Annotated in this window: 11 protein-coding genes; 1 reads left to right on the top strand and 10 read right to left on the bottom strand. The window is 48.8% G+C overall.

The features are described from left to right. Positions 1 to 6 precede the first annotated feature (6 nt). The 10 genes from HMPREF0670_RS11930 to HMPREF0670_RS11880 all read right to left on the bottom strand — a co-directional run bounded on the left by HMPREF0670_RS11930 (position 7) and on the right by HMPREF0670_RS11880 (position 18,144). The gene (locus tag HMPREF0670_RS11930) at positions 7 to 2,709 is read right to left on the bottom strand and encodes a 3'-5' exonuclease (RefSeq protein WP_009231410.1); all 2,703 of its coding nucleotides are present in this window, start codon (positions 2,707 to 2,709) and stop codon (positions 7 to 9) included. Positions 2,710 to 2,738: 29 nt separating this feature from the next. Continuing rightward, positions 2,739 to 3,395, bottom strand: coding sequence for a carbohydrate-binding family 9-like protein (locus tag HMPREF0670_RS11925; RefSeq protein WP_044078238.1), 657 nt, complete (start codon positions 3,393 to 3,395; stop codon positions 2,739 to 2,741). Between the two features lie 93 nt (positions 3,396 to 3,488). Then, complete coding sequence (locus HMPREF0670_RS11920; protein WP_009231408.1) at positions 3,489 to 4,577, bottom strand: phosphotransferase enzyme family protein; 1,089 nt, start codon at positions 4,575 to 4,577, stop codon at positions 3,489 to 3,491. A 235-nt stretch (positions 4,578 to 4,812) separates the two neighbouring features. Further along, positions 4,813 to 6,810 carry a glucosamine-6-phosphate deaminase gene (locus HMPREF0670_RS11915; RefSeq protein ID WP_009231407.1) on the bottom strand — a complete coding sequence of 666 codons (1,998 nt, stop codon included), beginning with the start codon at positions 6,808 to 6,810 and terminating at the stop codon, positions 4,813 to 4,815. Between the two features lie 4 nt (positions 6,811 to 6,814). After that, positions 6,815 to 7,600: a glucosamine-6-phosphate deaminase gene (gene nagB / locus HMPREF0670_RS11910; RefSeq protein WP_009231406.1), complete on the bottom strand. Its 786-nt coding sequence runs from the start codon at positions 7,598 to 7,600 to the stop codon at positions 6,815 to 6,817. A gap of 2,199 nt (positions 7,601 to 9,799) precedes the next feature. Continuing rightward, positions 9,800 to 10,813 (bottom strand): M48 family metallopeptidase, encoded by a 1,014-nt coding sequence (locus tag HMPREF0670_RS11900; RefSeq protein ID WP_009231405.1) that lies wholly within the window; start codon positions 10,811 to 10,813, stop codon positions 9,800 to 9,802. 21 nt (positions 10,814 to 10,834) lie between these two features. Beyond that, positions 10,835 to 11,401 (bottom strand): LemA family protein, encoded by a 567-nt coding sequence (locus HMPREF0670_RS11895; RefSeq protein WP_009231404.1) that lies wholly within the window; start codon positions 11,399 to 11,401, stop codon positions 10,835 to 10,837. 939 nt (positions 11,402 to 12,340) lie between these two features. Next, positions 12,341 to 13,492 carry a SusF/SusE family outer membrane protein gene (locus HMPREF0670_RS11890; RefSeq protein WP_009231403.1) on the bottom strand — a complete coding sequence of 384 codons (1,152 nt, stop codon included), beginning with the start codon at positions 13,490 to 13,492 and terminating at the stop codon, positions 12,341 to 12,343. A gap of 19 nt (positions 13,493 to 13,511) precedes the next feature. After that, positions 13,512 to 15,101 carry a RagB/SusD family nutrient uptake outer membrane protein gene (locus HMPREF0670_RS11885; protein WP_009231402.1) on the bottom strand — a complete coding sequence of 530 codons (1,590 nt, stop codon included), beginning with the start codon at positions 15,099 to 15,101 and terminating at the stop codon, positions 13,512 to 13,514. Positions 15,102 to 15,123: 22 nt separating this feature from the next. Continuing rightward, positions 15,124 to 18,144: a SusC/RagA family TonB-linked outer membrane protein gene (locus HMPREF0670_RS11880; RefSeq protein WP_044078236.1), complete on the bottom strand. Its 3,021-nt coding sequence runs from the start codon at positions 18,142 to 18,144 to the stop codon at positions 15,124 to 15,126. A gap of 677 nt (positions 18,145 to 18,821) precedes the next feature. Between HMPREF0670_RS11880 and HMPREF0670_RS11875 the strand changes: the two genes are divergently transcribed. Next, entirely contained in the window at positions 18,822 to 19,976 is a 1,155-nt protein-coding gene (locus tag HMPREF0670_RS11875) for a LacI family DNA-binding transcriptional regulator (RefSeq protein ID WP_232213919.1), read from the top strand. The last annotated feature ends 71 nt before the right edge of the window (positions 19,977 to 20,047 follow it).

The raw sequence follows: 20,047 nt of genomic DNA, 5'->3' as shown, positions 1-20,047 counted from the left end.
GTAAGACTAGCCGCCTGCAAAGAGATGCAGCACAGGCCGCATGAAAGGGGTTAACTCGCAGGGGCGCGACGTGCCGTTGTATGCCTCGCGCGACAGTGCCCACGACACGAAAAGGCGCCGCTTGGCCCGTGTCATGGCCACGTAAAACTTGCGCGCATCTTCGCTTGTTTGCCGCTCATCGGTGCGCGTATAGAAGTTGGGATAACGCCCATCTACGGCATCGAATATCAGCACATTGTCGAACTCCAACCCCTTAGCCTTGTGAATGGTGGTTACGTAGATGCGTTCGGCAATGAAACCGCTACCGCAAAGGTCGGCCTCTTTCAAGGTGTTCAGCTCCATAATGTGGGCTTGCAGTTGCTGAACCAAGGCTTGTGCCTCGTCGCCGGCAAGCATGTTGCCCTGCAAATAGGCCTCAACATAGGCGATGTTGGGCACGGGTTGGATGTGGTTTTCTTCGAGAAGGAAGGTGTAGAAATCGTTTATCACCTGTACTAAGGCTGGCTTTGAATCCTCGATAGGCACGCAATAGAGCCGTGCATAGTGGGCATTGAAAAGCTCGGCATAACGTTGGCGAAACACTGCGGCACAATGTTGCACGCGCTGACGAGCCAGAAATTGCTGCTGGGCAGGTATCATCTCGGCTGCCTTTTGCCTGCAATAGCCCACCAAGCTCACCGTGGCTTGCACGTCTTCATCGGCCAAGTGCGAGTTTGTTCCTTCCAAATGCAGCACTTCGAGCAAGGCTTTAAGCTTGTATTGTTTGAGTCCAGGTTGGAGCAACCGAATGATTTTGAGCGAATCGAAGTATGTGGGATGGGTGGCGTGCAGGTCTATCGAGGGGCAATAGCGTTGCAAATTAAAGCGGAGAATGTTGTAATCGAAGTCGGCATTGTGAGCCAACAGCATGCTGTTGCCCACATATTGCATAAAGCTTTGCAGGGCTTGTGCGGCAGGCAGACAGGTGTTGTGCTGCAATTCGGCCACAATGGGGTTGGGAATGTCGCCAAGCATGGCAGGAATGGGGCGTTCTGTCTTGATGAAAACGTTGAAAGCAGCCCCCTCCACCACGCATCCTGCACGCATTTTCACGGCCGCAATCTGCACGATGTCGTCTTCAAAGACGTTCAGACCCGTGGTTTCGGTGTCGAAAACCACTATCTCTTCGGTATCGAAACAATGGGCGAAACGCTCGATATAACTAGGTTTATCGGCCGAAAGCAGGTCGGTTGGCAGCATGGCACAGCGCAAAAGGGCTTGCACAAAGTTGCGTGCGGCAGCGTTACCTTCAAATACACGCAAGCCTTTTAGCAGCCTAGCCCAAGCTATAAAGTTGTGAGCGTTGGCCAATATGTTAAGGTGGGCGAAGAGTAGCTTTACCTCTGGCGAGGCGAAGAGGTCTTGTCCCGACACCTTGAAATGGCTCAGCCCCTGCGCATGAAGTGCGCGACTAAGGTCGTCGGCATCGCGATTGGCGTTTACAATGATGGCCGTTGTTTCGTTGGGACTTTGTGTTTGCAGGTTTCCTGCCAGCCTTGCCACGTCCTTATACTCGGTGTCCAACACATTACTGCTTACCACTTGCAGTTCGTTTCCTGTGCCCATGTCGCTGTTGTCGGCCTCGGGTAGCAGTCGTTCGTCGATGTTGAGCATGGCTTTGGCGTAGGTGTTGAACACGTTGAGCAAGTATTTTGGCGAACGATGGTTAACAGAGAGGTGGTGAACATGGGCTCCGCAACGCCGCCTAAGTTGGTTAAGCGTGTCTAGTTTCGCCCCCATAAAGGAGAAAATGGCCTGTTGTTCGTCGCCCAGAAACATCACCGTGGGGTTTTCTTTGGCCGTTAGCGCATCGACAATGGCTAGTTGCAGGGGGTTAAGGTCTTGCACTTCGTCTACCTGCAACCAAGCATATCGCCGATAAACGCCCGTTACATCGGCCACTAGTGCATCATAAGTAAGGAGCAGTAGGTCTTCAAAATCAACCAGTTTGTTCTCTCGTTTGTAGTCTTCGTATTGCTTGGCGAACTTCATTTTGCGCAAAAGGGCCACCACAAGACAAAGTGCGGCGTAGTCTATCTGTGCGCCCTGCAACATGGTTTCGTAAGTGGAGGCGTGCAAGTAGATGTCGGTCATGGCCTGCGGCGTGAAGTCTATGCGGTTCAGTTCGCACAACTTGCGCATGGCGTGCACGTCTTCGGCCGACAAGCAGTCGGCGTGTAGGCGCAAGTTTTTGGGATGTGCTTGCGCAATTTGGTGCATCAGGTGCGACAAGAAGATAATTTCAAAGTAGTCGTGCCGGCGTTTAAAGCTTTCGGCCACCTTCATTTCGTCTTCCTCGGTGTAGCGTGCAAGGATGCTCAGGGCATCATCGTCGTCGATAACCGACGTTTCGGCGGCAATCAATCCGTTGTCGTATAGAAAGCGCGAACAAAAGCGATGCACGTTGCCTACGTACACTTCGGCCGCGGCAACATCGTCGATGTTGGCCTTTATGCGTTCTACCATACCGCGTGCAGCACGGTTTGTGAAGGTAAGACACAGCATGTCGGCGTAGTTCACTCCGTTTTTACGAGCCAAGCGCACGCGTTCGGTAAGTATTTGTGTTTTTCCGCAACCTGGCGGAGCCAACACAAGGTGAATGCCCTGTTGCAGGTTTATCACCCGTTGTTGGCTTTCGTCGGGTTGCCAAGCTTGTGTGGTATTGGACATATTCGTTGATTGGAGGGGGCGAAGAGGGGTTAACGAGCGAAAGAAATGGTGCCGAAGAAGGGCGGACAATGGAAGTCGGGCTTGGGCAAAGCGATGGGGTTCCACGATAAGAAGTGGGGCTTTTGCATCTTATCGCCACATTTATAGAAGTTGGCACGCATCTCGTTGCCCTGCAATTGCAAGTTGGGGTGGTGCATAAAAAGGCTTGTGGGAATGACCAAGGCCATCTGCCAATGGCACTTCCCCACCCTTTCGTCGAATGGTTGACGACCTAATGACGACCATCGGCCAACCTTTTGCAACACGTCTGCGGGCAAATGCTGCCGCCCTTCGCGGCCAGGACCGAAACCAACAAGGAGTGTTCCTGCGCAATTACACTCGACATTGTAATACGTTCCATCGTCAGTAGGACTGACAAAGAACTCGCAACACGAGTCTTCCCACACGCGCCCGTTGTCTTCGGGGGCAACGGCACGCACGCTATCTTCTTCTACTTGGAAGTTTAGCAGTATCTTATCGCCGGCATAAGCCATGCGAAACGCCACGTTGGGCTTGCAAGGAAAGGCCTCTGCCCAATTAACATTGTCGATGGTTTCAAAGGGAATTTCGGCCTTATCGAGCAGCGATGGCACGTTTTCGGCCTTTACATCGCTGGCAGAAATGGACTTTACAAGATAGTTATTCATGCTTTGGAAATTGGTGTTAGGGTGTAATTGGCCACGGCCCAACAGGGATGCAGCCCTTTGGTTGCACCTTTATTAGGCCCTAGCCACAATGATTTAGCATTCGGCAATAAAGCGTTGCATCTCTTCTTCGTGCGAACAAACGCTGTTGAACAGTGCCAATTGGTTCTTAGCACGGTCGAGATTGTGTTCGGGATACTTTATTTTGTAGTACTCGTCGCCGTTGATATAATCGGTAAGGAAACGCACACACTGCATAAAGGGGAAGAGTTTGGCTGCGAAAGGCAAGTTTTCGCGTTCGATGGGTGTGAGGAATGCGCCTGCCGAAGTTAAGTAACCCTTGGTGAAAGCCTTAAAGATAGGCATGTTGAAACCCACGTTGGCCAGGTTGGGATCGTCTTCGGCGGTGTAGTTTGCGCCAGTGCGTAGGAAGTCGCCATAATCAGAAAACACAAAGCTTGGCATCACCGTGTCGAGGTCGATAACACAAAGGATGTTGCCATCGGCATCAAACAGCATGTTGTTTACTTTGGTATCGCAGTGGCAGATGCGCTTAGGCAATTTGCCTTCTCGGTAAAGCCGTTCGGCTTTGCACATCTCTTCCATGTTGTTATTAAGCTCCTCAACAATGTCGTGCACCACAGAAAGGCGCTTAACGGGGTCTTTCTGCACGGCATCTTTCAGCTGTCGGGCACGCAATTCCATGTTGTGGAAATCGGGAATTGTTTCTCCCAACTGCGCGGGGAGGTCTACAAGGGCGGCCTCGAACTGTCCGAAAGCCAAACCAGCGGCATGCGAATATTCTTCGTTCACCGTCTCGTATGTATAGGCGTCGGGTATAAACAGCATCATTCGCCAATAAGTATCATCGGTTTCGCGCCAATAAGTCTTGCCCGTTTCGGCCTTGATGAAGGTCAGCACGCGGCGGTCGATGTCGGTTGCGCCCTGCTCTTCCAGTTTCTTTCGCAAGTGCGCGGTAACGGTTTCGATGTTTCGTTGCAGCAGTTCCACATCTTTAAAGATGGCATTATTGATGCGTTGCAACACGTAACAGGGAGCGTTCGGTTCGTTCATCGTCACCTTATAGGTGTCGTTAATCAGTCCGTTTCCCAATGGTTTCACGCTCTTAACGGTGCCGTTCACGTCGAAATGCGACACCAGTTGGAGCAAATTCTTTTCTTCCATGATGATAATATGATCGTTTAGATTAGGCAAAATCCCCATTGGGTTTATTCTTAAACACGCTGCACAGGTGCAAACGCACCGCAAGAATAAGTCCAACGGGGATTTAAATGGTATTGTCTGTATGGTGAGGGCGAATGGTTAACGTGTCAACTCGCCAACTCGTCAACGTGCTAATTGGTTAGCTTGTCAACTCGTCTACTTGTTAACTAGTAACTCCTCCTCCCCTTTTTATCCGCTACATCTCCTTGAACTTATACTCAACGAAGGCCTCCATAGCCTCGTAACAAGCCAAGCCAAGCTTATCGTATAGTGCAGCAGTGCCGCGGTTTCGGTCTTCCGAACGCTGCCAGAATAGGCGTTCGTCGTTGCCCAAGAAAGGCGCGCTCTCCATTTGCGACTGATGTTTGAGGATGGAATTGCGTTTAGCGCGCAACTCTTCGGGGCTCATGGGCACACACATTTCGATGTTTTCGATTTCCCATTCGGCCCAAGCGCCACGGTACATCCACACACGACAGTCGTCGAGCCACTTCTCGCCAGCCTTCAACTCTTCGTCAATGGCGGCGAAAACGGCGTCGGTACACTTCTTGTGCGTGCCATGTGGGTCGGCCAAGTCGCCTGCAACGTATATCTGGTGCGGCTGAATGCCGTGGATAAACTCGCGAACCACCTTTACATCGGCCTCGCCCATAGGCAGTTTCTCTATCTTACCCGACTCGTAGAAAGGCAAGTCGAGGAAGTGAACACGCTCTAAGGGGATGTCGTTATACGTTGAAGCCGTGCGAGCCTCGCCGCGACGGATAAGCCCCTTGATGGTAAGAATGTCGCGCGTATCGCCAATGCTGTCTTTCTTCTCTTTGAGGAAAGCCTTTATTTCGCGGTACTTATCCTTGATAACGGTATCTGCATCGCCACCGAAAAGCTGGTTAAAGCCATTGATAAAGTGCATAAAGCGCGTTACCTCTTCGTCTCCAACAGCGATGTTGCCCGATGTTTGGTAAGCCACATGCACCTCATGACCCTGCTCAACCAGTCTGCGCAGCGTTCCACCCATAGAGATAACATCGTCGTCGGGGTGCGGCGAGAAGATAATCACACGCTTAGGATAAGGCGTTGCACGCTCTGGGCGATAGGTATCGTCGGCGTTAGGCTTACCGCCAGGCCATCCTGTGATGGTGTGTTGCAGGTCGTTAAAAATCTTGATGTTGGCATTATAGGCCGAACCGTACAAAGCCAAGAGTTCGCTTAGACCGTTCTCGTTATAGTCTTTGTTGGTAAGTTTGAGGATGGGTTTGCCCGTTAGCTGGCACAACCACACCAAAGCCGAACGCACAAGCTTGTCTGTCCATTGGCAAGAAGTTACCAGCCAAGGGTGCACAATGCGCGTAAGGCGCGATGCCGCGGGTAGGTCGATGACTACGTTGGCATCCTTATGCGTCTGCAAGAACGATGCGGGCAGCGCGTCGGTAATCTTCTCTTCCACCGCTTTCTGTATGATGTCGGCCTTATCTTCGCCCCAAGCGGTGAGGAAAATCTTACGTGCACCGAGGATGGTAGATATGCCCATAGTGATGGAACAGGGCGGAACGGCCTCCTTAGAGCCAAAGCTCAACGTCATTTCTTCGCGCGAAACGGCATCGATAAGTATCAGGCGCGAGCCCGAAGTAAGCACACTGCCGGGTTCGTTCGTGGCGATATTGCCCATACGACCCACGCCAAGCAACATCACATCAATGCCGCCCATGTCGGCAATGCGCTGCTCATACTGCTTGCAACTGCTATTCACCATCTCTTGTGGCACCGTTCCATCGAGCGTAAACACGTTTTCGGGAGCGATGTCCACATGGTCGAGAAAGCGTTCGCGCAATTGGCTGATGCTGCTATGTGGGTTTCCTTCGTTGAGCGGGAAATACTCGTAGGCGTTGAACACAGCCACGCGAGCAAAGCTCAACCCATGTTCCTTGTGGCGTTTGATAAGCTCTTCGAACACGGGCGTTAGCGAATTGCCCGTTCCCAAGCCCAACACGCAAAGCTTGCCTTGATCGTTTTTAAATTTTATCTCGGCCTCGATGGCTCGTGCGATGTGTTCGGCACCTTCTTCAATCTTGGGGAAGATGTCGGTGTTTATCTTTTCGCAGCGTGTTATTTCAGAGCGTTCGACGGCGTTTTTAGGATTGTAATATTCTTCGGGAATTTTGTTTAGAACGATTTCCGAACTTAGATTAAGTCTCATTTCGTTAAGCCCTTTCTATGTCTTTAAAATATTTGTAAGTACCAACTTTCAGTTCGTCGGTGGCTGCTTCGTCACAAACGATGATGGCATCTTCGTGCATTTGCAGCGCGCTAACGGTGCGCATCTGCGTAACGGGGCCTTCAACGGCATCGCGCAAAGCGCCGGCCTTACCGTGTCCGTTGATAAGAACCATCACTTGGCGTGCATCCATAACGGTGCCTACGCCCACAGTGAGCGAGAAACGGGGCACTTTTTCGAAGTCGTTATCGAAGAAACGCGAGTTAACCACACGCGTATCGTGGGTTAGGGGCATGCGCCTGGTGCGCGAAGTGAGCGACGAACCGGGTTCGTTGAAGGCCAAATGGCCGTCTACACCCACACCGCCGATAAACAAGTCGATGCCTCCTGCGGCCTTGATAGCCTCTTCGTATTGGCGACATTCGGCCTCCCAGTCTTCTGCATTGCCGTTAAGGATGTGCACGTTTTCTTTGGGACAGTCGATATGGTCGAACAAGTTGCGGTACATAAACGAGTGGTAGCTCTCGGGATGCTCAACGGGCAGCCCCACGTATTCGTCCATATTGAACGTAACTACGTTTTTAAACGACACCCTTCCCTCCTTGCATGCCTTTACCAAAGCTTGGTACATGCCTACGGGAGTGCCGCCAGTGGGCAATCCCAACACAAAGGGGCGTTCCTTAGTGGGTGCTGCTTTGTTAATACTTTCAATGACGTGTTCAGCTGCCCAATTGGACAGTCCGTCATAATCTGCCTTTATTATTAATCGCATGGCTTTTTAAATATAAATTTGTTTGTAAGATTATGAACTGCAAATATACACAAAATAAGCCTAATAAGGGCAAGTAAAATAGAGAAAATCTAAGTAAATGGTGTTTTTCCCCTTTCATGAGGATGCCGTATGGGCGTATGCAGGCGAATTTGACAGTTGGTCTTTGCAATTCGTTCTGGATGAATAGGCTTGCGGGTTGGCCTATTGGCGGGCTTTGGCGGCTGCCTGTTTGCGAGTTGATGTGCGGGTGCGAGATAATGAAGAACGCTGCTCTTGCCAGAGGTATGCGATTAGATGCTCGGTTTAAAAACGGGGAATAGACTTACAAACTTATGCACCTGCGAACTTTAACAACTCGTAAATTCACAAACCTCATTGGTTTAATAACTCACAAACTCATAAACTCATGAGCTTAACAACTTATTAACGCACAAACCACATAAGCTTAACAACGCATTAAACTTATGAACCTATGAACTTATAGTCTAACAGAATTGCCGTTGGAAGATTATTGTTAGAAGAATATGAGAGGTGTGCAGCATGGCACCAATACCCCCTTGAGCAGAGGAAAAGGAGGACATATATTTGCTGACAATGCACATCCAGCTTTCCAAACCCAATTCTGTTTGACTACAACAAATCAGAAACTCACAAAACTCATCAGCTTAACAACTCACAAATTCACCTCCTCAAAAACCTTAAAACGATACGATATATTTTACAAAACATACCTCGTTCGCCAACCCATTCTAGCGAAAAAAGCAGGCTAAAAGCATGCAATTAGCCGTTTTTACAGCCTTACGCCGCTCAGCTTTTAGTCCAATTTTAAGAAAATAACCTGCATTTTGCACCACTTTGCCTTTCTAGTTTGGTTGCCATCTCGTATTTTTTCAGGTCCAATTACCCACTTTTAGCCCCTAAAATGCCACTTTTTAATGGGTATTTTGCACCTTTTGAGCCATGTTTTTAATGGTTAGAAAAGGTTTTGCCTATCGCTTTACGTGGATATTTATGCGTTTCGCCCTGCATTTAGCAGCTTTTTGCGTTTCGTTTAGCATCAAAACGCACTGCATTTAGCACCAAAACGCACTGCGTTTAGCACCAAAATGCGTTGCGTTTAGCACCAAAATGCACTGCGTTTAGCACCAAAATGCACTGCATTTAGCGGTAAATCGCAGTTAATTTAGTCGCAAATAGTCCAATAACTGGTGCAAATTGCAGTTTTATGCAAGGCATATTCATTTTGTTTGCATTTACAACTTAGCCCGTTTTGCATCAAAACTAACCCTCGCGAGAATCGATTTTTTGCAGCCAAGTGGACACTTGGTGGATAAAAAGGCACTCATAATGTTAAAAATCTTGCTGAAAAGAAGACAAAAACCCGGTTGACGAGAGAACGAATTGACAAGTTAACGAGAGGACAAGAATAGAAGTTAACAAGAGGACGAGTTAACAAGTTGGCAAGGCTATGAGAGAAAGAGAGAAAGCGTTAACAAGAGGGGAAGGAAACAAGAGTACAAGGAAACGAGTTGACAAGAGGACAAACTGACGAGGGAACGAGTTGACAAGCCGACGAGATTACAAGCTTATTTCGCAGGTAAAAGCCAAAGACAGAAGGGCTGCGAAACTTTACAGACCTATGAATTTACGGACTTGCGAACTCAAAAAACAGCAAACTCAAAAGCTCATGAGCTCAAAAAAAACAATGAAAACAAAAGCTTATGAACTCAAATAAAATATGAACTCAAAAACTGATGAACCCCAAAAGCTCCTGAACTTAAAAAGCGTATGGCTCAAAAGCCCAAAAACTTAAAAACTCATCAACTCAAAAAGCGCATGAACTCAAAAGCTCAAAAACTTAAAAACTCATCAACTCAAAAAGCGTATGAACTCAAAAGCTCACAAATTCAAAAACTCATGAACTCAAAAAGCGTATGAACTCAAAAGCTCACAAACTCAAAAAATCATGAACTCAAAAGCCTATGAACCCAAAAACTTATAAACTCAAAAAATCATGAACTCATAAACCCAAAAGTTCATGAACTTACAAGCTCAAAAGCTCATGAGCCCAAAAGCTCACGAACTCATAAGCTCAAAAGCTCACGAACTCATAAACTCAAAAGCTCATGAACTCAAAAACTCACGAACTCATAAACTCAAAAGCTCATGAACTCAAAAACTCAAAAACTCAAAATAAGCCTAGAATTGTTCGAGAATAGCAATGCGTTTCTCTGGGTCGGGGTGCGTACTGAACAGACCTTCCACAAATCCCAACAAGCCAAGGTCCATTTCATCGGGGTGAACGATGAAGAGTTGAGCCACGTCTTCGCGGTTAACGCTGTCCAAACCAGGGTTTCTGGATATTTTTCTTAATGCCGATGCCAATGCCAAAGGATTGCCGCACAATTCTGCTCCGCCAGCATCGGCCATGTATTCGCGCTTTCGCGAAATGGCAAAACGCGTGAGCAAGGTGAAGAAATAGGCAATGGCCGCACATATCACCACCACAACCAGCACAATAAACGTGGCCGCCATGCCATTGCGATTGTCTTTGTTGCTGCTGCTGCGCGAGTGCGAGCCGCCACTAATCATAAAGCCGTAAAGCAGACGGGCAGCCACCATCATCACCGTGCTGACGATGCCAACGAACACGATGCTGGTGATAAGCAGGCGCGTATCGCGATTGCGTATGTGGGTTAGTTCGTGCGCCAAGACACCTGCCAGTTCGTCGTCGTCGAGCATATCCAACAGTCCTGTGGTTACGGTAACGGCATAGGTGCGCTTGTTTATGCCGCTAGCGAAGGCGTTTAGCTGGTTGTCGTCGACAACATAGATGGCCGGCATATCCATGTTGCAGGCCATGCAGAGGTTTTCAACGATGTTGTACACACGCGCATTGTCTTTTCGGGTAAGCGGTTTGGCCTGAACCACATGCTGTATCATGCTTGCATTGAAGAAATAGGCTATCAGGAACCACACGCCCACGATGCCCACAACCCACGGAAGCACTTCGACGAAGGTTGTTAACACGGCATGAAGGTCTAACTGGCGATGAAACTCGCCATAGACATCATAGTAGCCGTTACCAAAATAGTTGACCACGGCAAGGAAAACCCACACCATACCCAAGATGATGATGGGAAAGAGCAGCAACAACAACAGGCTGAGCGTGTTGTTGCGGCTAATCTGCGTTTGCATTCCTACGTACTTCATGCGTTGTAAGGCGTGGGTTGATTAGAACTTAACTTCGGGTGCGCGCTCCACTTCTGCGCGCTGACTGTCGGGTATCTCGAACATGGGCTCTTTTTGGAAACCAAACATCTTGGCAAAGATTACCGAGGGGAAGGTCTGCACGGCATTGTTAAGTTCGCGCGTGGCCGAATTGAAGAAACGGCGAGTCGCAGCTAGCTTGTTCTCGATGTCGGCCAGTTCGGTTTGCAGCTGCATGAAATTGGCGTTGGCTTTCAGTTCGGGATAAGCCTCCATCGAAACCTTCAAACCCGACAAGGCACTGGTAAGCATATTCTCGGCGGCTATCTTGTCGTTTATGCTTGTAGCCCCCATAGCAGCGGCGCGCGCTTCGGTTACACGCTGAAACACGCTTTGTTCGTGTGCGGCATAACCTTTCACCGTGCCCACAAGCTGCGGCACAAGGTCGTGACGCATCTTCAATTGCACGTCTACATTGGCAAAGGCGTTCTCGCGGTTGTTGCGAAGTTTCACCAAATTGTTATACAATGCCACGCCCCAAACCAGGAGCAACACGGCCACTACAATGATAACGATTGCTGTTGCACTCATTGGATTATTAGTTTTAATGTTAAGGCGGCGCATCACGAGATGTTTTTCGCAAGCCACTCGCCGAAAAAATCATATTCAATAACTATCAAGTTGCCCACCGCTCAGCATCGCTCCACGTAGACATAACATGGCATGCACAAGGGGGATGCAGCACACTAGGCGATGCAAAGATAGCGTAAAAAAAACATAACGCAAAGAAAACGGAAATAAAATTGGGAGGATATGCAATTGTAGGCGTAATGGACATGAATATGCGAACAGCTGAATTAGGCACAAGATTTGCTAAATGCGACATCTGCTTTGCCGCAACATAGCGAAAGCAAGCCAAGCATTACCCTTGCACGCACACACAGAAAAAGCAGTTATAAAGCAGCTACTAAAACCTAAAAACCTAAACGCGCAACATCTTGCAAATATGGAATAGAACGTTGTAAATGCACCACTTACAGAAAGCAAGACAGTAAAAAAGAAAGGGGGCGGCATAAGCCGCCCCCTTTACAAGGCATTTCAGTTTTCTATGCAGTAGATTATTTCGGTTTTCGTTTCAAATGTTTTGGAAATCGGTCGTATTCATTAAACTGATGCAAAGGTACACATTAATTAAACAAGGTGCAAATATTTCTAAAAGAAAATAAAACTCTTTACTTAAATTCTTCCCCTATTGTTATTTTGTTTTCCTATTTATGCTATACAACATAAAATACAGATACTTTCATTGCATGATTATTACTTAATAGCTAATGACTAGATTAATTGCAATGGCTCATGAAGAGGAAAAACAGAACAATTGGCAACGTAAACTCATGCACAACAACATCTGCCAAAACCAACTTTTCATCCCTACAACAAACAAAGGCCATACCCAAGCTCCCACAAAGAGAGCTCGGATATGGCCTTGTTAAAGATTATAGACCGTTCGGTATTAGCCGAAACAGCTCGTTATTTGTATGAACCCTTACCAGTTGAGAAGTTCAAGTAACAGCGTTGACCTGCTGTTACAGTGATTTTTTCTGGGTCGTTACCTTCGCCACGATAAACAATGCTGCCAGCTTTGTTCACGATAAACTCACTCTTCCACCAGTTGAAGTCCTTAAGTTTTACGCACATGCGAACCTCATCCGTAGCAACGAAAGCGGGCGAAACAAACTCGCCAGTGGCCGTTGTGGGCGCAGTGAACATGTTTTCTTTCTTGCAATCCCAGTTGCCTATTGTAGGACCTTGTAGGTAAACTTCTGGTTTTTCGAAACTAACTGTACGGCTTTCGCCATTATTTGTAACAACAACGAGGTACCAGCCAGCCTTGCCAATCTTAATATTGCCTCCTGCATCACTGGGACTAGCCCCTGCATGGTCGGTGATAGTGGCGTTAGCTGCGCCAAAGTCATTTTCCCATGCAGGTTTTGGAGCGAACTTAAACTCTTCACCATCCTTGAAGTAAGCCATCATCCAGAAGGTGGGCACACCCTTACCTTGCTTTCCTGTGGTGTCTTTTACTGGCGTAAGTGGTTTCCAAGTCCCGCCCCATCCATATTCACTACCTGTGAGATAGCAATCGGTAATTTTGGGTGGCAACTTCACATACTTAGGAATAACAGTGAATTCTACCACATTAGAGTGCAGCGAAGCTACATTTGGCAATGTCGCTTTTACGCGCACATATACCTTCTGCGTGGCTGGTAATTGTTCGGGCTTTTCCCAATGCCCCACTTGCACAACGGCCAGAGCCAAGTCATCGTTGGTAATCGTTGCCTTGTTTAGGGGGAAGATGGTGGGTACCTCCGCATAGTCGGCTACGACTTTACCATCAAGGTCGGCCTCTTCATCAGCTAGCGATGCGGTGAATTTGCCTGTGTTAGACACTTCAAGGGTGTAGTTAACCTTCGCAAAATAGCCAAAGTCGGGCTTTTCCCATGCTAAATTAAATTGGGCAGCGTTATTCAAATTCACTTGCGAGGACACAAATGCAGGCGTTTCCATCTTAAATGCTGTCGGCACTTTGATAGTGGGGTTATCGTCCCTATCGTCCGAACAGGCTGCCATCACAAAGATGCCGCCCAGCAGCATCAAGGATGTTTTTATGATTTTATTCATGTTTGTCTGAATTAATGGTTTAATATCCAGGGTTCTGCTTCAAGTTAGGATTAACGGAGAGATCGGAAACAGGCAAGGGGAAGATGTTGCGACGGACGTCGAAGGTGCGTCCATTAGGCGCTCCACCCTTCCATGACCACATATAATTGTTGTCTCCACCAAAGTATCCATAACGGATAAGGTCGGTGCGGCGTTGACCTTCAAAATAGAATTCGCGGCTACGCTCGTTGAGAATTTCGCGCAACGAGAAGCCACGGAGTTCAGCAGCACCCGAGCGTTTGCGCAACTCATTAAGATAGGCAATACCTTGTGTTGTGGCATTTCCACCATTAAGGCGAGCCGTTGCCTCAGCGTATGCGAGGTAAGCCTCAGCCACACGGAAGAAGAAGAAGTCGGTATCGGCGTAGCCAGTGTCTGTTGTGGGCGAGCCGTCGCTCTTTATGCCCGTGAACTTCACTACCGAATAGCCTTTTTTAAAGTCCTTAATGGCATCGTCGTTGGATATTTCCAACGTACGATCTACTGCAAAGAACAAAGCACGTTTATCGCCAGCGGCATTCAATATGGTTGCTGTGTTTCCGGAGGGAACAGCTCCAGGGAAGAACTTCTGTACCAGTTCGCGACGTGCACGGTTTCCTGCCCAAACTCCACTTATGCCATGACCGGGCATATCTTTTTCGTAGGTTGATGAAATGAGAAACGTGGTGTTTCCGTATGCAGCAGTTTTATTTCCCTGTTGCAGCAGTGGCAGCACTGCTTCTACCGAGGCACCGCTCTCGCCGTTGTCGCCCATAAAGAGCATTTGGTAAGCAGAATAGTTGGTTGTGCCTGCGGTAAAGAGCTTATAGTCCGACTTTATCACCTTCTCGGCATACTCGGCAGCCTTCTGCCACTGTGGAGTACCGCTGTAAACCTCCGCATTGAGGTAAAGGCGGGTTAGCAACATCCAGGCAGCAGCCTTATCTGCACGACCGTAACCAGCATCGCTAGACTTCTTGGCCTTTGGCTCGGACAAGAGCGGTTCAATCTCTAACAGTTCTTTTTCGAGCCATGCATACACCTCGGCCCGTGTGCGTTGCACGGGCTTTTCGGCACTAACGGTGAGTGGCAGAGCTATATTTCCGAAGGCATCCATGGCCAAATAGAATTGCAATGCGCGCAAGAAACGTACCTCGGCCGTACGCGTAGCATCTACGTTTGCTGCCACATCCAAGTAGTGGTTGCAAACAGAGATGCCCGCGTAAAGGCGGTTATAGTAGATGGCAAGGAAGGCATTGCTGGATCCTTGCTCGTTGGTGTTCATCGTAGCCACACCTGGGTCGTTCCACGAACAGATGGCTTCGTCGGTGGTTAATTCGTTGGTGTTGAAATATTGGCGCACCAAACCCGTCGTACCCGGGTCTTCGGCAGTAACAATAGACTTGCCGGGACCTTCCAATCCCTCAATAGACAAGTTGGCATAGCATTGGTTGAACAAGGCTACGGGGTCCAGTTCCGTTCGCTTATTGGGGTCAATAGGCGTTACGTCGAGGTCTCCTATACACGAAGAAAGCCCAACGGTGAGCAGCATCGCAGCTGCTGGAAGGATGTTTTTAATATATCGTTTCATTGTAATTTCTCTTTTGGGATTGTTAGAAATTCAAGCTCAATCCAAGTATGAATGAGGTGGGACGGGGATATAGCTCATAGTCGAGACCGCTGAACACTTCGGGATCCAGCCCTTTATACTTGGTAATGGTGAAAACATTGGATGCAGTGGCGTAGACACGGCCGCTAAGTCCGTGCCAAGAGCCCGCCTTCATGAGATTGTTGAAGCTGTAACCCAAAGTGATGTTGTCGCAACGCAAGAACGAGGCGTTATGCACGAAGTAGTCGCTTTGTGTCCATTTGCTGCTTTGCCAGTTCAAGTCTAGGCCTGATTTAGGCCGTTGCTCCAAGAATCCGCTTGGTGCCCACAGCTGACTCATGTCGCTTCGGCTGGCTTCAACATCGTTATACACGTAGTTTCCGATGCTTGCGCGGAACGACATGCCCAAGTCCCAATTCTTATATTCAAGGCGCGAAGCGAGACCCATCGTTACAGGTGGGGCTGCTTGCTTGTAGAAATAACGGTCGTCATCGTTAATAATACCATCTTGATTGCGGTCTACAACTGCGCCTTCAATGGGCTTTCCGTTGGCATCGTAAGCTTGCTGATACACATAGAAAGCAGTAGCGGCACGGTCTACGGCGTATGCCAATATCTTTCTTCCCGTCCCGCTGTGTATCGATGCGCCGGTCTCTATGGGCTTAGAGTTTGCGCCAACCAGTTCGGTAATGCGGTTTTGGTTGAAGGTTACGTTGTAGTCGAGTGTCCAATACCAGTCTTTCGTTTGGATGGCTTTCCAACTTAACGTAGCCTCGACACCCGTATTGCGCAGTGCGCCGATGTTGGTGTTCACGCGGTTGTCAAAGTTCGTACCGGCTGCTGCGGGTGCAAAGTTGAGCAAGTCGGTGGTCTTACGGTAGTACCAATCGATGCTTCCGCTAAGTCTTTGGTTAAGAATGCCCCAGTCCAGGCCCACATTGAAGGTGGTTGTTGTTTCCCAAGTGAGGTTCGGATCGTAGGCCTGCGGCATGGCCAACCTACCATCTTCGAGTATGGGATAGAAGGATTGTGTGCCCGTGTTGATGTTGTAGATGGCGAAATAGTTATAGTCACCAATGCCTTCTTGCTGTCCGGTCTTACCCCAACCCAGCCTAAGCTTGAGGTCTGAGACTGCGTTAACGTCTTTCAAGAAACCTTCTTCCTTGGCCTTCCATGCGAAAGCGAACGACGGGAACCAAGCCCAGTGTTTCTTAAAGCGCGAAGAACCGTCGTCGCGCACCGTTGCCGTAAAGAAGTAACGATTAAGCAACGTGTAGTTGGCACGGCCGAAGAACGACACCAAGTAGTTCTCGGTGCGCGAGTGATAAGGCACGTGCGGGGTTTCTTGACCAGCCTTCGACTTATGACCCGAGCCATAGTAGCCAGTATAATCACTTGTCTCGTTACGCCAGAAATGCTGCCACTCGTAACCAGCCATGATGTCGAAGTGGTGTTTCTCATTGAAGTCTTTGAAGTACTGTGCGTACATGCTGAGCGAGAGATTGCGTTTCAGCTTGTTGGCCGAACCATAGCTACCATAATAGAAAGCTTCGGGTGCAGTGGGGGGTACGCGTTTGTTTTGTGTGCCCTCAGAAACGTCGGCGCCAAGGGTAAGGTGCAGGCGCAGGTCTTCAAAGCCATGAACCTTATAGTCGATGTCTGCACTACCCACGAACGAGCGACTGTAAGCTCTTTCGTAATGCAATGCCAATGCGGCAACAGGATTGGTGGGAGCTAAGTTGTTGTTGGCGTAATCGTAATTCTTGTCATCGAGGAAACCACCTGGCGAACGCCACTGGAAATAACCGGCGAAGTTGTTGCTCTGGGGGCTAGCGTTATCGTAAATGTTTTGCGTGGGGTCGAAACGGAAAGCATCGTTAATGGCAGCATAGTTAGGATAATTCGTTTCGGCGAACATTCCTTTGGCGTTGAGGTTCATCGTCAGGTGGTCGTCGAAAAGCGAAGGATTGAGGTTCAAAGCTGCCGTAACACGTTGGAAATCGGAAGTTTTAAGGATACCTTGTTGTCCCGTATAGCCCACAGACACGCGGTAAGGCAAGTTCTTAATCGCACCCTGCACAGCTACGTTATGGTCGTGGCTCACGGCCGTACGGTAAATCTCTTTCTGCCAATCGGTGTTGGCTGTGCCCAATGCCTTTGCGGCATCGCTGCCTGCTCCGTATTTCTTCGTAATGAAATCGCGATATTCATCGCCGTTCATCAGTTTGAGCGAGTTGCTCTTAACACCAATGGTTACACTACCATTGTAGCTCACTTGCGGAGCCATACCCTTGCGACCTTTCTTCGTGGTGATGATAATAACACCATTAGAACCGCGCGAACCATAGATGGCCGTGGCCGAGGCGTCTTTCAAAACGTTGAACGACTCGATGTCTTGGGGGTTAACCATCGACAAGGGGTTAGACAAACCCTGTACGCCATTTTGGTCCATGGCAATTCCGTCGATAACGATAAGAGGATTGTTAGAGGCGTTTAGCGACGAACCTCCACGAATACGGATGCTCGACCCTGCACCAGGTGCACCGCCGTCAGACGTAATGTTCACACCAGCCACCTTACCCGAAAGCATGTCTTGGGGGTTAACCACAAGGCCCTTGTTCTTCGAGTCGGGTTTCAAAGCCGTTACCGACCCCGTCAGGTCGCTTTTCTTCACCATGCCGTAACCAATCACCACCACTTCGTTCAGCGATTTGGCGGCATCGTCTTTCATAACGATAACCATGTTGGCACTGGCTGGCGCCTTTGCATCGGAATAGCCGATGTACGACACCGTAACCTCGGCGCCTGCATTAGCGTTGATGCTGAAGTTACCGTCGATATCGGTAACCACTCCGCCTTCTTGTCCGGCGACACGCACCGTAGCACCCGTGATGGGTTCTCCGGTTGCATCTTTCACATGTCCCTTCACCACAATCTGCTGGGCAAAGGCACAGACGGAGAGGATAAGTCCACACACCAGCATGGCTATCCTTTGAGGCATCGCATTAATTAGCTGCTTCATCATTCTCAGTTTTTAAAAGTTTAAGTTATGCATTGTTTAAATTATAGTTGTCTGCTGTTATTATATATAAGGTACGCGCGCGCGTAAAAGGTCGTTTTTCGCCCTTTCGGGTTTCACATCCTTTCTTTCCGGATATGCCGTTCGCGGTTCGTCACCAATCCAAATAACTCTGTCGGTTTATTGTTTCGTCTAGGTTTGTCGAGCCCACGGTTTTTAATGAGCCACAACATCTGTCTTGCAAAAGTAGCTTTCTTTGTGTTAGTTTGTGCTTTTTTCGCAGAAAAAGCGCAAACGTTTGCATAAAATGAATTGAAAAGCTTTATTAGGCGAAAAAGTATGTAAATGAAAAGCCCAGAGGAAACAAAAAGAGTTCCCGCTACCAACCAGTTAACGAACCAACCAGCTTTACCCTAAACATCCCTACAACCCACCAACCAATCTGCTTAAAAAACCATTACCCCGTCAACCTAAAAACCAACCAACCCGAAAGTTCACCGGCTCATCAACATAAAAACTTCTCCTAATATGCAGAAAACCATGAATAATTCCGCATAAAAAATAAGGAAATACAGAATAAATTTATATCTTTGCAAGGTCTACCTCTACAAAAAGCCTTCACAGAAAGGCTTAACAGACAACAACTACATGCGCTTTTTAGCGGCAAAAGAGAATTTAGAATTATGGGAGAAATAGCATCTATCACGATGAAGGATATCGCAAGAGAGTTGAACGTCTCGGTTGCGACGGTATCGCGAGCGTTGAAAAACAGCCCGCGCATCAGCCGACAACAACGCGAACGCATACAGGCCTACGCCAACGAACACAACTTCTCGCCCAACCTCATCGCCGAAAGCTTGCGCAACAGTAGGGTACGCCCGATGAAAATCATTGGCGTGATTGTACCCGAACTAACGCACTTTTACTTCTCTTCGGTTCTTGCAGGCATCGAAGGGGCTGCAGAAAAACAGGACTACCGCATCATGGTGGCCCAAAGCAACGAACAACACGAACGCGAAGTGAGCATCTGTAAGTCGTTCTTCGAGAACAAGGTGTGCGGCATCATCGTGTCGCAGGCCAAAGACACCACACAATACGCCCACTTCCAACACCTTATCGACAGGGGCGTGCCACTGGTTTTCTACGACCGAGTGTGCACAGGCGTAAACGCCAGCCGCGTGGTGGTAGACGACTATGCAGGAGCTTACGCCGCCGTTACTCACTTGGTGGAAACAGGTTGCAGGCGCGTGGCTTGTTTCAATGCATCGATGAAACTCGAAATATCAAAGAACCGCTACAACGGTTACTGCGACGCACTGCTCAAACATGGCATAAAGGTAGACCCCTCACTGGTGTTCCAATGCGACAATCGTTCAGATGCAGAGCGCATCGCGCCCGAAGTGTTAGACAGGCACGACCGCCCAGATGCCTTCTTCGCCGTTAACGACGATACGGCCATCGGCATACTCTACTCGGCCAAACGCAGGGGATTTCGCATTCCCGAAGACATCAGCGTATGCGGATTTACCAACGGACAACGCGCCGTGGCCTGCGACCCAGCCCTAACCACCGTAGACCAACATGGATTTCAGGTGGGCGAAGCGGCAGCCGAAATTCTCATGCGCCACGTGGAGGGACACATCGAGAAAGGCAAGACAGAACGGAGAGTGGTTCGCACCCGACTAGTAGTGAGAGATTCCACACGCCCCATTGCCACATCCATAACCGAACAGTTGGCGCGAACCCTGCCAAAGGAAACCAATACGGGGCACGATAAGGGAAAACCGGTGGAACAACAAACGCAATCCCAGAAAGCTAAGGCACAACAAACGGCCTAAGCAGCACTACCTACAACAACATGCACCCAACCGCACATGCCACGCCCAACATTCAGTGAGGTGCAAAAGCC

The sequence above is a fragment of the Prevotella sp. oral taxon 317 str. F0108 genome (assembly GCF_000162415.1).
In the GTDB taxonomy this organism is placed as follows: Bacteria; Bacteroidota; Bacteroidia; order Bacteroidales; family Bacteroidaceae; genus Prevotella; species Prevotella conceptionensis.
The sequence above is the reverse complement of the archived record's forward strand: the minus strand, read 5'-3'. Positions and strand labels throughout refer to the sequence as shown.

Coding starts and splice junctions, on each gene's coding strand:
- HMPREF0670_RS11930 (WP_009231410.1), bottom strand. CDS start 2,709: ATGTCCAATACCACACAAGCTTGGCAACCCGACGAAAGCCAACAACGG.
- HMPREF0670_RS11880 (WP_044078236.1), bottom strand. CDS start 18,144: ATGATGAAGCAGCTAATTAATGCGATGCCTCAAAGGATAGCCATGCTG.
- HMPREF0670_RS11920 (WP_009231408.1), bottom strand. CDS start 4,577: ATGGAAGAAAAGAATTTGCTCCAACTGGTGTCGCATTTCGACGTGAAC.
- HMPREF0670_RS11925 (WP_044078238.1), bottom strand. CDS start 3,395: ATGAATAACTATCTTGTAAAGTCCATTTCTGCCAGCGATGTAAAGGCC.
- HMPREF0670_RS11890 (WP_009231403.1), bottom strand. CDS start 13,492: ATGAATAAAATCATAAAAACATCCTTGATGCTGCTGGGCGGCATCTTT.
- HMPREF0670_RS11915 (WP_009231407.1), bottom strand. CDS start 6,810: ATGAGACTTAATCTAAGTTCGGAAATCGTTCTAAACAAAATTCCCGAA.
- HMPREF0670_RS11885 (WP_009231402.1), bottom strand. CDS start 15,101: ATGAAACGATATATTAAAAACATCCTTCCAGCAGCTGCGATGCTGCTC.
- HMPREF0670_RS11875 (WP_232213919.1), top strand. CDS start 18,822: ATGGGAGAAATAGCATCTATCACGATGAAGGATATCGCAAGAGAGTTG.
- nagB (WP_009231406.1), bottom strand. CDS start 7,600: ATGCGATTAATAATAAAGGCAGATTATGACGGACTGTCCAATTGGGCA.
- HMPREF0670_RS11895 (WP_009231404.1), bottom strand. CDS start 11,401: ATGAGTGCAACAGCAATCGTTATCATTGTAGTGGCCGTGTTGCTCCTG.
- HMPREF0670_RS11900 (WP_009231405.1), bottom strand. CDS start 10,813: ATGAAGTACGTAGGAATGCAAACGCAGATTAGCCGCAACAACACGCTC.